This window comes from Candidatus Contubernalis alkalaceticus, assembly GCF_022558445.1.
GTDB classification, from domain to species: domain Bacteria; phylum Bacillota; class Dethiobacteria; order SKNC01; family SKNC01; genus Contubernalis; species Contubernalis alkaliaceticus.
Window position 1 is genome coordinate 941,516 of record NZ_CP054699.1, and the last position, 13,866, is coordinate 955,381.

At 43.5% G+C, this 13,866-nt stretch carries 15 protein-coding genes; all 15 read left to right on the forward strand.

The window, feature by feature from the left end; all coding sequences use genetic code 11:
• Positions 1-196: 196 nt before the first annotated feature.
• The 15 genes from HUE98_RS04520 to HUE98_RS04590 all read left to right on the forward strand — a co-directional run bounded on the left by HUE98_RS04520 (position 197) and on the right by HUE98_RS04590 (position 13,801).
• Positions 197-856 carry a Dps family protein gene (locus HUE98_RS04520; protein WP_241422676.1) on the forward strand — a complete coding sequence of 220 codons (660 nt, stop codon included), beginning with the start codon at positions 197-199 and terminating at the stop codon, positions 854-856.
• 520 nt (positions 857-1,376) lie between these two features.
• The gene (gene acpS / locus HUE98_RS04525) at positions 1,377-1,772 is read left to right on the forward strand and encodes a holo-ACP synthase (protein ID WP_241422677.1); all 396 of its coding nucleotides are present in this window, start codon (positions 1,377-1,379) and stop codon (positions 1,770-1,772) included.
• Between the two features lie 304 nt (positions 1,773-2,076).
• On the forward strand, positions 2,077-2,502 hold the full coding sequence (locus HUE98_RS04530) for an RrF2 family transcriptional regulator (protein ID WP_241422678.1): 426 nt from the start codon (positions 2,077-2,079) through the stop codon (positions 2,500-2,502).
• A 41-nt stretch (positions 2,503-2,543) separates the two neighbouring features.
• Entirely contained in the window at positions 2,544-3,695 is a 1,152-nt protein-coding gene (gene nifS, locus HUE98_RS04535; protein WP_241422679.1) for a cysteine desulfurase NifS, read from the forward strand.
• An 18-nt stretch (positions 3,696-3,713) separates the two neighbouring features.
• On the forward strand, positions 3,714-4,088 hold the full coding sequence (gene nifU / locus HUE98_RS04540; protein WP_241422680.1) for a Fe-S cluster assembly scaffold protein NifU: 375 nt from the start codon (positions 3,714-3,716) through the stop codon (positions 4,086-4,088).
• Positions 4,089-4,165: 77 nt separating this feature from the next.
• The gene (locus HUE98_RS04545) at positions 4,166-4,552 is read left to right on the forward strand and encodes a YlbF family regulator (protein WP_241422681.1); all 387 of its coding nucleotides are present in this window, start codon (positions 4,166-4,168) and stop codon (positions 4,550-4,552) included.
• A gap of 63 nt (positions 4,553-4,615) precedes the next feature.
• Positions 4,616-6,214, forward strand: a complete 1,599-nt coding sequence (locus tag HUE98_RS04550; protein WP_241422682.1) for an NAD(P)H-hydrate dehydratase — start codon at positions 4,616-4,618, stop codon at positions 6,212-6,214.
• Between the two features lie 58 nt (positions 6,215-6,272).
• On the forward strand, positions 6,273-6,731 hold the full coding sequence (locus HUE98_RS04555; protein WP_241422683.1) for a CBS domain-containing protein: 459 nt from the start codon (positions 6,273-6,275) through the stop codon (positions 6,729-6,731).
• A 103-nt stretch (positions 6,732-6,834) separates the two neighbouring features.
• Positions 6,835-7,812 carry a LolA family protein gene (locus tag HUE98_RS04560; RefSeq protein WP_241422684.1) on the forward strand — a complete coding sequence of 326 codons (978 nt, stop codon included), beginning with the start codon at positions 6,835-6,837 and terminating at the stop codon, positions 7,810-7,812.
• 135 nt (positions 7,813-7,947) lie between these two features.
• The gene (locus HUE98_RS04565) at positions 7,948-9,243 is read left to right on the forward strand and encodes a homoserine dehydrogenase (protein WP_241422685.1); all 1,296 of its coding nucleotides are present in this window, start codon (positions 7,948-7,950) and stop codon (positions 9,241-9,243) included.
• A gap of 34 nt (positions 9,244-9,277) precedes the next feature.
• Entirely contained in the window at positions 9,278-10,492 is a 1,215-nt protein-coding gene (locus HUE98_RS04570; protein ID WP_241422686.1) for a cofactor-independent phosphoglycerate mutase, read from the forward strand.
• A 20-nt stretch (positions 10,493-10,512) separates the two neighbouring features.
• Positions 10,513-11,745 (forward strand): aspartate kinase, encoded by a 1,233-nt coding sequence (locus HUE98_RS04575; RefSeq protein ID WP_241422687.1) that lies wholly within the window; start codon positions 10,513-10,515, stop codon positions 11,743-11,745.
• Positions 11,746-11,892: 147 nt separating this feature from the next.
• Positions 11,893-13,080 carry an alanine racemase gene (gene alr, locus HUE98_RS04580; protein WP_241422688.1) on the forward strand — a complete coding sequence of 396 codons (1,188 nt, stop codon included), beginning with the start codon at positions 11,893-11,895 and terminating at the stop codon, positions 13,078-13,080.
• Positions 13,081-13,160: 80 nt separating this feature from the next.
• Positions 13,161-13,433 (forward strand): CopG family ribbon-helix-helix protein, encoded by a 273-nt coding sequence (locus HUE98_RS04585; protein WP_241422689.1) that lies wholly within the window; start codon positions 13,161-13,163, stop codon positions 13,431-13,433.
• A 2-nt stretch (positions 13,434-13,435) separates the two neighbouring features.
• Positions 13,436-13,801 (forward strand): type II toxin-antitoxin system PemK/MazF family toxin, encoded by a 366-nt coding sequence (locus tag HUE98_RS04590; RefSeq protein ID WP_277623706.1) that lies wholly within the window; start codon positions 13,436-13,438, stop codon positions 13,799-13,801.
• Positions 13,802-13,866: the final 65 nt, after the last annotated feature.

Below are 13,866 nucleotides of genomic sequence, written 5' to 3' on the forward strand. Positions count from 1 at the left end.
TTCAACATGTAAAAAACCTTTTTTGTTATAAACTTCGCAAAAATATAAATATTCTAAATATTTTAAATATCTGAAAATTAAAAAAATTCTTCTGTTTCAGGTTTTAAGAAATTAAAATATAAAACACTATTTTCGCACATAATTATTTGTCGAAATAAAATACTAAGAAAAAGAACTTTATATAGGAGGAAATAAAATGGATCATTTAGACATAAATAAGGAAAAGGAAAAAATGAACTTACCGGGCATGAAACCCAATCATTCCATGGTAAAAAGGCAGGAACCACAGACCGTAAAGGGTTCTGGGATAAGTCTTACTCATGATATAAGGTTAGAAATGGCTCAGAAACTAGATGAGCACAACTGTGCTCTACATGTAGCCCTTCATCAGTATAATAAACACCACTGGCTTACCGAGGGCCCCGAATCTTTTCTTTCCCTGCACCACTTGTTGGATGAACATGTCGAAAAAACAGTAGAGCATATAGACAAAATTGGTGAGAGAATTGCTCGCCTGGGTGGAATTTCCACCGCTCATCCGGTAACACAGCATGAGATGTCTTACATCAAGCATGAAGCCGAAGGTCGTTATACCATGAGAGATATGCTGAGAAACGACCTGGAACATGAAATGAAATTACAGCAAAAAATGAGGGAACAAATTCAACGGGCTCATGATCTGCAGGATTTTGGAACTGTTGAAGCCCTGGAGGAGGTTCTACTGAATCGAGAAGACCTGGCGTACCATCTATACAGCGTTCTGGAGGATGATACCCTGGTTCGAGGAATTGAACATGTTTTTGACCAGGATAAGATTGGTAATCGTAAAGCTACGGAAAAAACACCTCTTCAGTAATGTTTAAATATTTTTTACAGCAAATTTTTTATTTCAACACAATTCCCTGAGAAATCAAACTTTTAAAGCTTCCAGGTTTCTAAAAGTTTTTAAAAAGGTCTTTTAAGGAGCTATTTTCTTAAAAAGGCCTTTTACTATTTATCTCTTTTTTTTAGGGTATAAGACCCCCACCTCTAAGCGTTAGCGTAGGTGAGGCTTTTAATCAGGTGAGAATACGGAGAATACGAGAGAATACGGGGACACCATACTGAATTATTTGTCCCCTTATTTACCATTTACCTTATTTGCCTTTATTTCAATAATTCAGTATGGTGTCCCCGTATTTCCCCGTATTTCCCCCGAAACGAGTTCACTGAAGAGGTTAAATTGGTAAAAAAATCCCTTAGATGACAAACCAAATAACGAATGATTTTGATTTTAAAATTACAAGTTGCATAACCTTTGTAAATTTGGTAAAGTTTTCTTAGCATATTTTTTTCTACCAATTAATATTTGAAATCTGTAACGGGGGTTTGTTTTTATGTTAATGGCAGGAGGGGATTCCTTGGTCAAGGGAATTGGAATCGATATTGTGGAAATAGATAGGATAAAGCGTGTTTATGAAAAATACCCAACAAGATTTAAAAATCGTATCATAACCTCTAAGGAACAGGAATATATTCTCTCAAAACGAAACCCCTGGCCAAATCTGGCAGGAAGGTTTGCTGCTAAAGAAGCGGTTATGAAATCTTTGGGCGCCGGTTGGGGTAAGATAGGCTTTTCGGAGATAGAGGTGGTCAACAATGAAACAGGAAAGCCGCTGGTTTTTCTTAGTGGCCGTGCTGCATTATCGGCCGTACAAATGGGGGTTTCTGAGATTTTAATATCTATATCACATGATGGCAAATATGCCCTGGCTCAGGCTTATGCCCAGTGATTTTAGGGTTGTCAAGGGTTGTCAAGGGGTCGGTTCTTCTGACAACCTAATCTGAGGGGATCTGTGGGCTGAAGTAAATTGATGAGAACCGTCTCAAGTGTTTCAGGGCAGGGAAAAAATATTATTTATGATATTGACATCTAAAAATGTTTTTGATAGTCTAATTAATATCAGAGTAGATTACTCGGATATTTTTTTTGTCAGCAATTCTGAGAGAAATGCTAAGAATTTTAATTATCAAGGGAGGGTTGTCGGAAGAATCGTCCCCTTGACAATACCTTGACAATAAAAAGAGGTGTGTTTAGTGAAACTGACAACTAAAGGAGAATATGGTGTACGGGCTATGGTGGTCCTGGCATTAAACTATCGAGATGGCCCAACTCCGATTAAAGAAATTGGCCGCAGGGAAGGGATATCTCCTCAGTATCTGGAGCAGATATTTCTTGACTTGAGAAGAGCTGACCTGGTTAACAGTATCAGGGGTGCGAAGGGTGGCTATACATTGGCCAGGCATCCTTCTGAGATCAGCATTGGCGATGTAGTCAGAGTTTTAGAAGGGCCTATAGCCCCCATGGAATGCGTTGCAGAGGGTTCAGATAGTGATTGCTGCGAGCGCACCGAGGGATGTTTAACTCGGGGAGTTTGGGAAAAGCTAAGGGACAGAATGAATGAAGTTTTAGATGATATTTCTTTAGAGGATATGATAAGCAGTAAGAATATTAAGTCATAGAGATTTGTTTAACAGAGAATGCTTAGAGGAGGTTATTGGTCTTGGATAGAATTTATCTGGATCATGCAGCAACTACCCCTTTGGATGGGCAAGTCTTGGAGGCCATGATGCCCTTTTTAAAAGAAAGTTTCGGAAACCCCTCCAGTGTCCACTCTTTTGGTAGAGAGGTAAAGAAAGCTGTGGAGGAGGCCAGGGAAAAAATGGCTTCTCTTATAGGGGCCGGCTGTGAAGAAATATATTTTACCTCCGGGGGGACAGAATCAGATAACCTGGCTATTGTAGGGGCGGCCAGGGCGCTGCGGGATAGGGGGAATCATGTGATTACTACCTCGGTGGAACACCATGCAGTCCTGGACACCTGTCTATCTCTAAAAGAAGAAGGTTTTGAGGTTACGGTGCTTCCGGTGGATAAATATGGTATGGTTGATCCTGAATCATTAAGGAAGGCCTTGAGGGAAAAGACTATCTTAATTTCAGTGATGCATGCCAACAATGAAGTGGGAACCATTCAACCCGTGGAGGAAATAGGAAGTATTGCCAGAGAAAATGATATTTTATTCCATATAGATGGGGTTCAGGCGGTAGGAAACATACCGGTAAATGTGGAAAAACTAAATGTTGATTTAATGTCCCTGTCGGCTCATAAATTTTACGGCCCCAAGGGCGTAGGCCTTTTGTATATTCGGGAGGGAACAGAGGTCAAGCGCCTGGCGCAGGGCGGAGGACAGGAAAAAGGAACCCGGGCGGGAACGGAAAATATTCCGGGAATAATCGGTATGGCAAAAGCAATGGAAATAGCCTGTGAAGAACTGGAGGAGAATACCCAAAGGATAAAAGCTCTCCGGGATCGGTTAATTCAGGGCTGTTTGGAGATGGAAGCGGTAACTCTCAACGGCCATCCCACCCGCAGGCTGCCGGGCAATGTAAATTTAAGTTTTGAGTATATCGAGGGTGAGGCGCTGCTTTTAAGCCTGGACTTTAATGGGATAGCCGCTTCCAGCGGGTCTGCCTGTAGTTCAGGTTCCATGAATGCTTCTCATGTGCTCCTGGCCACGGGAATGTCGGAACAGACAGCCCGGGGAGCCATTCGGTTTTCTTTAGGCAGGCATAATACCGGCCAGGAAATAGAAACAGTTTTGCAGGTGATACGGCAATCGGTGGAAAAACTAAGAAGTATGTCATCTATTTATTAAGGAAAAGGGGAGAGGTAAATGTACAGCGAAAAGGTAATGGAGCACTTCAACAACCCGAGAAATGCAGGGGATATGGATAATCCCGACGGGTCAGGGGAAATTGGCAATGTGCGCTGTGGGGATGTTACCAAAGTATTTATAAAGGTAAACCAACAGGGGATTATTGAAGATATAACTTTCAGAACCTTCGGTTGTGGTGCAGCCATAGCCTCCAGTTCCATGCTGACGGAAATGGTTAAGGGCAAGCATATAGATGAAGCGTTGAAGATTACGGACATTGATGTAGCGGATAATTTGGGAGGGCTCCCACCACAGAAACTGCACTGCTCTAACCTGGCTGCCGATGCTCTTAAGGCCGCTATTAAGGATTATCAAAGCAAGGATAAAAAATAATTCTAACTGTTTTAGTTTGCCATAATTTAATATTATTGATAAAATGGAGATAATAGAAAATAAAGGGAGGCAATAAAATGAATGCAGTTGAAATGTCCCAGGATTTTGGGGTGGCCATAATTAATTCCGATGAGTATCAGGCTTTTCAAAAAGCTCAGGATAATTTAGATAACAACAAAGATGCCCAAGAACTTATACAGGAGTTTCAGCAAAAGCAGATGGAGGTATACCAGACCCGTCAAAGGGGAGAGGAAGTTACCGGGGAAGCAGTTGATGCTGTAAAAGGTTTACAAGATCAGATGCTTGAAAATGAAAATATTAAGGAGTATTTAGTGGCCAAGCAAAATTATGAAAAGTTTATGGCAGCCATTAACCGCAATCTTATGAAATCTGTAGGGTTGGTCTTGGGGGAAGCCGGGTCATCTGGTTCTTCCGGCGGTTGTGATTGTTCATCTTGCGGATAGAGAAAAACACCCTACAATGAGGGTGTTTTTCTTTAGGAGGTTTTAAGAATTGGAGGGTTTAAAATGAAAATAGTAACTGCTGAAAAAATGCGGGAGATGGACGCCCGGGCAATAAAGCAGTATGAAATTCCAGGAGTTGTTCTGATGGAAAATGCCGGCCTTCGGGTGGTGGAGGCTATCATGGAGATGGGAGTTGCTCCTGGAAGCAGGGTGGTGGTGGTCTCTGGAAAGGGTAACAACGGAGGAGACGGGTTTGTGATCGCCAGGCACCTGGTCAACCTGGGTTTTGAGGTGCCAGTATTTTCTTTTTCTTCGGAGGAAGAATACCGGGGAGATGCCCGGACAAATTTTATGGTTTTAAAGAATATGGGAGTTAACACAATACATATAATAGAACAGGAGGACCTACTTTTCCTGGAAAGGGAACTGCTTCATGCCAAGCTGGTGGTAGATGCTTTATTGGGAACAGGTGCTGTCAGCCAGGTAAGAGGGCTTATGAGGGAAGCTATTGAATGCTTGAACCAGTCCGGCAGAAAAGTTATCTCTGTGGATATCCCCTCAGGCATTCATGCGGATACGGGAGAAGTTTTAGGTAGGGCCGTAAAGGCCCAAAAAACAGTTACCTTTGCTCTGCCTAAACAGGGTTTGTTCCTTTATCCCGGGGCTGAATATGCAGGAGAAGTTATAGTAGGGGCTATCAGCATTCCTGAGGAATTGATGGATGATAGGGAAGTTAAAGTAAATCTGATTACACAAAAGATGGTGCAGCAGCTTTTGCCCAAGCGAAAACCCAATTCTCACAAGGGTACCTACGGGAGAGTGATGATTCTGGGAGGTTCCCCGGGATTTACCGGTGCGGTGGCTATGGCGGGTGAAACGGCTCTGCGCAGTGGATCAGGATTAATTACGGTGGGAGTTCCTGTGGGGCTAAATCCTGTTTTAGAGGCAAAGCTGACGGAGGTGATGACTTACCCCTTACCGGAAACTTTAGACCAAGGTCTTTCTTCTAAGGCTCTAGATCCAGTGCTTACTTTTCTAGAAAGCTGTGATGCTGCAGGAATTGGCCCCGGTATTTACCCCGATGGAGAAGCTTTTTCATTGTTGGCGGGCATCCTTCAGGGCACTCCCGTTCCTTTAGTATTGGATGCCGGGGCGCTTACTCTCCTGGCCAGGGATAAATACCTGCTGAAAGAGTGTAAACAGCCTCTGGTGCTTACTCCGCATCCAGGAGAAATGGCCACGCTTTTGAACCGGACTGTGGAGGATGTAGAAAAAGGCCGGCTTCAGGCAGCAGGACATTTTGCCCAGACCTGGGGGGTAACTATTGTTTTAAAGGGGGCCAGGACTGTTGTGGCCCTTCCCACCGGGGAGTTATTTATAAACATTACCGGTAATTCCGGGATGGCCAGTGGGGGCACAGGAGATGTGCTCACAGGATTGATAACCAGTCTTATTGGCCAGGGGCTTACCCCCGGTGATGCTGCCGTGGTGGGGGTTTACCTGCATGGATTGGCCGGGGACCGCAGGGCCCGGGTGACTGGTGAGGCGGGCCTGACGGCGGGAGACCTGATTAATGAACTTCCCAACACTCTAAATGCCCTGTTAAATCTGCCGGAAGAAATAGTAGATAAACTTTTTTACTTTAACCGTGATTTGAGGTAAAATATTGCTTATAATATATTAAAAATTTTAGAATGAATAAAAGCGGAGGTGTAAGCACTTGAAGGCAGAAGATATTATGAAAAAAAAGGTGATTACGGTTAAAGAGCATGATACAGTGCAGGAGGTGGCCAATGTTCTATTGGAAAACGGCATAGGGGGAGTGCCGGTGGTCAGTGATGACAACAGGGTTCTTGGAATCATTACCGAGGGAGATTTGATTTATCAGGGCAAAAAATTTCAAATTCCCGCATTTGTTGAAATTTTGGGGGGAGTATTTTATTTTAACAACCCTACGAAATTTGAGAAGGATTTAAAAAAGATGGTGGCCATCAAGGCGGCTGATATTATGAGCACTAAAATTATTTCTGTGCAGGAGGATACTCCTCTAGATGATATTGCTACCCTAATGGTGGAAAAGGAAATTAACCGGGTCCCGGTGGTAAGTTCACACCGAAAACTGGTGGGAATCATCAGCAGGCAGGATATTATTAAGGCCATCCATCAGAAGCAGGAATAAAAAACTGTGAAGAAGGAGGTTTCTTATAATAAAAAAGAGGCAGCTATTAATCTTTAGGCTGTTTATTGTTCTTCTATGTATATGTATTCTAGGTGGCTGCAGTATGTCTCCGGAAAAACTCAAGGGAAATATAGAAAAGCGGATGGAAAGGGTAAAAACGTACCATTTAAAGATGGAAATGGAGATTTTTTCTCCTGAAGCGCTCCAGGTTTACTCCATTGAACAGTGGTTTCAAAGTCCGGGAAAGTATCGTTTGGAAATGTCCGGAGGAGAAGCCCGTCAGGTTATTATTAGTTCTGGAGAGGACATCTGGATATATCATCCGGAATTAAAAGATTATTATCGGATTAGTGAGCCGCTTAAGGAGGAAAGTCATACTCCTTTCCTGCTGTCGGGTTTTTGGAACAATCTGTTGAATGCCAGGGAACTTACTATCATCGGTGAAGAAAGACACGACAACAGTAACTTTTACATATTGGAGGTTATTCCCCAGGAACAGACCTCTCACTGGTTTAAGGAAATAATATGGCTGGAAAAAAAGAAATTGGTACCCTTTCTAATTGAGGTTTATGACGACCAGGGAAGTCAGGTAAGTGAGTTCCGTTATCAGGAGATTGTTATAAATAATGATATTAGCCCTGAACTGTTTGAATCGGATTTCTCCTGGGAGGAGGCTCAAGCTCAGTGCCAGGCACTGTCCCTCACAATGGAGGAAGTAAGAGAGGCCGTGGATTTTCCACTGAAACTACCATCTTACCTGCCCTCAGGCGTGCAGTTAGACCTGATTACCATGAGTGAGGAGCCCGGCTGCCGGTCGGTGATATTTCATTACCGGGGTTTAAGTCAGTTTTCTCTGATACAAAATGGACCGGTGAATAGGGAGGGGGAACTGGTGGAGACTGCTGCCGGGGTGAATGCGGTGGGGGCCGAAAGGGTTTCCGTAGGGGATGATTACGGTTTTATACGGGAGGACCAAGGTATTAATACCCTTTTTTGGCAGTTCCAGGAACAAATATATATAATCACTGGGGAGCTGGAACCCGTACAAATGGTAAAAGTCGCCTCTTCTCTATGCGATTAAACCTTTTAAACCTTGTGCACGGAGATAATCCGTGTTTTTTATTTATTTAATTAAGAAAACAGGAAATTTTCGAAGCTATGCAGAATAATTCTAAAAAAAGAAGAGCTTTAATTTTAAAAAAATGGAGGAGCAAAAATGGTAAAAGATATTATAAATATTGGTTTGCTGGGATGCGGCACAGTAGGTTCCGGAGTCATGAACATTATTAAAAATAATGGTGCTGAAATTGAGGGAAAAATTAAAACCCGGCTGCAGATTAAAAAGGTGCTGGTGCGAAACCTGGATAAGGATAGGGCAGCAGGGCTGGAGGGAGTTCAGCTGACTTTGGATGCAGAAGATATTATCGCTGACCCCGATATTCAGATAATAGTAGAGGTAATGGGCGGGGTAGATCAGTCCAGGGACTTAATAAAGAGGGCTTTGAGAAAGGGGAAATACGTGGTTACGGCCAATAAAGACCTTCTGGCTCAGTATGGGCAGGAGCTGTTTCAACTGGCCTCTGAAAACGGAGTTAATATCTTTTATGAGGCCAGTGTGGCCGGGGGAATTCCTATAATCCGCCCATTGAAACACTGTCTGGCGGCCAATAAAATATTAAAAATTATGGGTATCATCAATGGTACCACCAACTATATTTTAACCCGAATGACCACCCTGGAGATGAGCTATGGGGATGCACTGAAAGAAGCTCAGGAAAAAGGTTTTGCTGAACAGGACCCCAGTTCTGATGTGTTGGGCAAGGATGCTGCTTACAAACTGGCTATTCTGGCCTCACTGGCTTTTAATTCCTCCATTGAGATGGACAGTATTTACACCGAGGGTATAGATAAGGTTACCTTGAGGGATATTCGTTATGCAGAGGAATTGGGTTATGCATTGAAGCTTCTGGCCATCGGTGACCGGGAGCAGGAGGGAATAGTGCTTCGGGTTCATCCTACCTTGATTCCCCAAAATCATCCTCTGGCGGCAGTCAACTATGAGTTTAATGCCATCTTTCTTGAAGGGGACGCTGTAGGAGAGATTATGTTATATGGAAGGGGCGCCGGACAGATGCCTACAGGCAGTGCGGTGGTGGCGGATATTATTGAGGCGGCCCGGTTGATCAATCACCAGGTGGATAATGATATGATGGAAGTGGAATTTGCTCCTAAGCCTGTTAAACATTTGAGCAGTCATACATCAAAGTTTTACCTTCGGTTGAAAGCCATCGACCAACCAGGGGTTTTCGCCAGCCTGTCCAGTTTATTTGGAGAGGAAAAGGTAAGTCTTGACATGATTATCCAGAAGAGAAAAGTAGAGGATACAGCGGAGGTAGTGATGGTTACCCATCACATTAAAGAGGAGTATTTTTTCAACGCTCTTCGTAAGATAGAGGCTTTGTCCTGTATTAAAGAAATCAGTCAGGTGATCCGGGTGGAAAGCGGAGCATAAGAAATGAGAATAAGAAAGTATAGAGGTTTACGTGATGAGTAAATGCAAATATATTGTGGTATTGGGTGATGGAATGCCCGATTATAAAATAGAAGCGTTGGAGAATAAGACTCCCCTGGAGGCGGCCCGGACCCCTAACATGGATTTTTTAGCCCGAAAGGGGGAGGTGGGCATGGTTGCCACCGTGCCCCAAGGTTATCCTCCGGGAAGCGATGTGGCAAACCTCTCAGTTATGGGATATGAACCTGAAATTTATTACACCGGGAGGTCACCTCTGGAAGCGGTGAGTATGGGGGTAGCTCTAGAGGAAGAGGACGTGGCTTTTCGCTGCAACCTGGTTACGCTATCTCAAGAGCAGGATTTTGCTCAAAAAGTAATGGTGGATTACAGTGCTGGGGAGATAACCACTTCAGAAGCTTCCCAACTCATAGAAGAGGTAAACCGGAATCTTCGGTGCGAGAATATAATATTTTACCCTGGAATTAGCTACCGGCACCTGATGGTATGGAAAGGAGGGGCTGAGGAAGTTAATCTTACCCCTCCTCATGATATTTCTGATAAAAAAATTGGCTCTTATCTTCCCCGGGGAGAGGAAAAGCTGATGCAGCTCATGAAGGCGGCGGATTCGTTCCTTCCTGCTCATCCGGTAAACCAGGATCGGGAAAGACGCCGCTTAAACCCCGCTAACTGCCTATGGTTTTGGGGGCAGGGGAAAAAGCCTGTACTGACACCCTTTGAAGAGAAATACGGACTTACGGGTTCAGTAATTTCTGCGGTGGATCTTATTAAAGGAATCGGAATTTGTGCGGGGCTTAAGGTGGTAGAAGTCCCCGGAGCTACGGGAAATATTCATACGGATTTTATTGGAAAGGCCCGGGCTGCACTGCAGGAGTTAAAGGATGGAAATGATTATGTTTACATTCATATAGAGGCCCCCGATGAAGCAGGTCACCAGGGAGACCTGGAGACTAAGATCAGGGCCATAGAGGAGATTGACCAAAAAGTTTTAGGGGAAATTATTAATAATCTGGAGGGCTTCGAGAACGTTAGAATCATGTTTCTTTCGGATCATCCCACCCCCCTGGCATTGAAAACACATACGGCTGAGCCGGTGCCCTTTTTATTATATGATCACAGGAAAAACCAGGAAGGGACTACTAACGGTTTTCATGAGGAAACAGCGGCAGCGGCTCAAAACATATTTTTCTCTGGAGTGCAGCTGTTGGACTATTTTCTCCAAAAAAAATAACTACTCAGGAGGCAGTTTCTATGGCTCTATTTGTACAAAAGTACGGTGGAACTTCCGTGGCTGATTTGGACAAGCTTCAAAAAATTGCCCAAAAGCTCTATAAGCTTCAGCAGGAGGGTAACCAGGTGGTAGTGGTAGTCTCAGCTATGGGAAAAACTACCGACAATTTGGTTAAAATGATTTATGATTTGTCTGAAAATCCACCGGAGAGAGAATTGGATGTACTGCTGTCCACAGGGGAGCAGGTTACTATTTCCCTTTTGAGTGCCGCCTTGGAGTCTATAGGGGCTAGAGCTGTTTCTTTGACCGGTAGGCAGGCGGGCATATTGACAGACTCTAATCACAGCCGGGCAAAGATTTTGGATATCAACCCGGAGCGCATAATGGAGGAACTTAGCCAGGGGAAAATAGTGGTTGCAGCCGGTTTTCAGGGAGCAGATCAACAAGGGGAAATTACAACCCTGGGCAGGGGCGGTTCAGACACTACCGCTGTAGCTCTGGCGGCAGTTCTGAAAGCGGAGGTCTGTGAGATTTATACTGATGTAAGTGGTATTTATACCATAGACCCCAACATGGTGAAAGATGCCCGAAAACTTCCCTATATATCCTATGATGAAATGCTGGAACTGGCCAACCTGGGAGCTAAGGTGATGCATCCCCGGGCGGTAGAGTTTGGCAAGCGCTTTGGTGTGAAAATACATGTCCGTTCCAGTTTTTCCCAGGAAGAGGGAACGATGATCAGGGAGGTAACGTCTATGGAAGAAAAGTTCGTAGTCAGCGGAATTGCTTGTGATGTAGATTTAGCAAAAATAGCTATTATCGGAGTACCCGACAAGCCCGGAATTGCGGCTAAAGTGTTTACCCGGATTGCTGGAGCGGGAATTAATGTAGATTTAATTGTGCAGAGCATCCGCAAGGAACAGGAAAATGACATTTTGTTCACTGTTAACAAGGGTGACCTTTCCAAAACTCTGTCTATTCTAAAGGAAATATCAGATCAGTTCGGTTCTAAGGAGATATATTTTGATGAAAATGTGGCCAAGATATCCATTATTGGAGCCGGAATGGCAAATTCCCCCGGGGTAGCTGCTGCTATGTTTAAAGCCCTGGCGGATAAGGATATAAATATTGAAATTATCAGCACATCAGAAATTAAGGTGTCATGCCTTATTAAAAAAGATAAGATCAATCTGGCGGCAGAGATTGTTCATGATGCTTTTATGCTGGGGGATGACAGATTGACTATGGTATAAAAAGGTATTTATTAAACTTCTTTCTCAGCAGGAATAATCAAATATGTTGTGGAATAAAATAAATAATACAGTAGATAATGGTACACGGAGCAGCAGCTATTTCCTCATATACCGTTGTTCACCGTTATTATAGGAGTGGTGTAGTGAATGCTTTTCCCTTCTTCGCTGCGGCCGACTTGGGCAGAAATAAACCTGGATCATCTGGCTTATAATTTAAATTCTTTTAGGGATGCAGTAGGAAAGTCGGTTAAGATTATGTCAGTGGTAAAAGCAGATGGATACGGCCACGGTGCTGTTGAGGTGGCCAGGGCAGCGGTGCAGAACGGCTGCGATTATTTGGGTGTAGGGTTTATTGACGAGGGAATGGAATTGAGAAGAGCCGGGATTGAAGCGCCTATATTGATTTTGGGGTATACTCATCCTCAACAGGCTGGAGAACTCTTGGATCAGCGGTTAATACCCACAATTTTTCATCTGGATCTGGCCTGGGCCCTTTCCAGGGAGGCCTTAAGAAGGAGTGAAACTGCAAAAGTTCATGTAAAAGTGGATACCGGCATGGGAAGGTTGGGGATATGCTCCAGGGAGGATTTGACTATCTTTATTGATGAATTAAACCAGATTCCTTCTGTTGAAATTGAAGGGTTTTATACTCATTTTGCTGCCGCTGACGACAGGGATAAAACATATACAATGCAGCAGATGTCCAGATTTGAAGAAATGATGCAGCTGTTTTCGGGAAAGGGAATAGAGGTGCCGGTGTGGCATGCGGCAAACAGCGCCGCGGCTATTGACCTGCCGGAGTCCCATTTTAATATGATACGCCTGGGAATCAGCCTTTACGGTTTATATCCCTCCCAGGATGTTCAAAGAGAAAAAGTACCTTTGAAACCGGTCATGTCGTTAAAAACCAGGGTAATATTTTTAAAAAAGGTGCCCCCAGGGACAGCAATTAGTTACGGAAGTATCTTTGTAACCCAAGAGGATTGTTGGATTGCTTCCCTTCCGCTGGGTTACGGTGACGGTTATTCCCGCCTGCTCTCTGGAAAAGCACAAGTGCTTATTAAAGGTAAAAGGTTTCCGGTAGTGGGAAGAATATGTATGGATCACATGATGGTGAACTTGGGGAGTGAAGACCCAAAGATACAGAAAGGTGAAGAAGTAGTCGTCCTGGGCAGGCAGGGAGAAGAAGTGATTACTGCGGAAGAAATAGCCCATTGGCTCGGAACAATTAACTATGAGGTAACCTGTGCAATAAGTAAAAGAGTTCCCCGGGTGTATTTGGAAAAGGGCCGGGTGAAGTGTACCAGGACTCTTTTGGGAAATATAGAATCGTAAAGTATTTCATTCCAGAGTGTATAAGATTATGTATATGTGCGAATAAATACTTTTAATATCTTTTTTAGGGGGTGCCTTTATTGGCAGAAACCAGGAGAATCATGATTAGTCTACCCAGCAACCTGCTGCAGGAGGTAGATGGTATTGTGGCAACTGAAAAAAGGACCCGCAGTGAATTTATCCGGGAGGCTATGAAATTGTACCTGCACGAGAGGAAAAAACGCTATATTAGAGAGAGAATGCAAAAAGGATACATGGAGATGGCCCAACTTAATTTAACTTTGGCAAATGAAGCACTGGAAGCAGAAAATGAAGCTGATGATCTGGCCGAACAAATGGTTAGCGGAGTGTGAGCATGGTGGAAAACAAGGTGGATGTTAAGAGGGGGAATATTTTCTATGCTGATTTAAGCCCGGTAGTTGGTTCTGAACAGGGCGGGGTTAGACCAGTATTGGTAATCCAAAATGATATAGGAAATAAATACAGCCCTACAGTGATTATTGCGGCTATTACTTCTCAGATCGAAAAAGCCAAACTTCCAACTCATGTGGAAATAGAATCTAAGAACAACCAGTTGGATAAGGATTCCGTAATTCTTCTGGAACAGATTCGAACGATTGATAAACAGAGGCTTCGGGAAAAAGTAACTAATTTGGATGAAAAAATTATGGTAAGAGTAAACGAGGCCCTGAGAATTAGTCTTGGACTCATTGATTTTTAATTCTTTAATTATTATTTTTTAAAAAGAGTAAATAAAAACGTGATTGTTCACGTTTTTATTTTTTT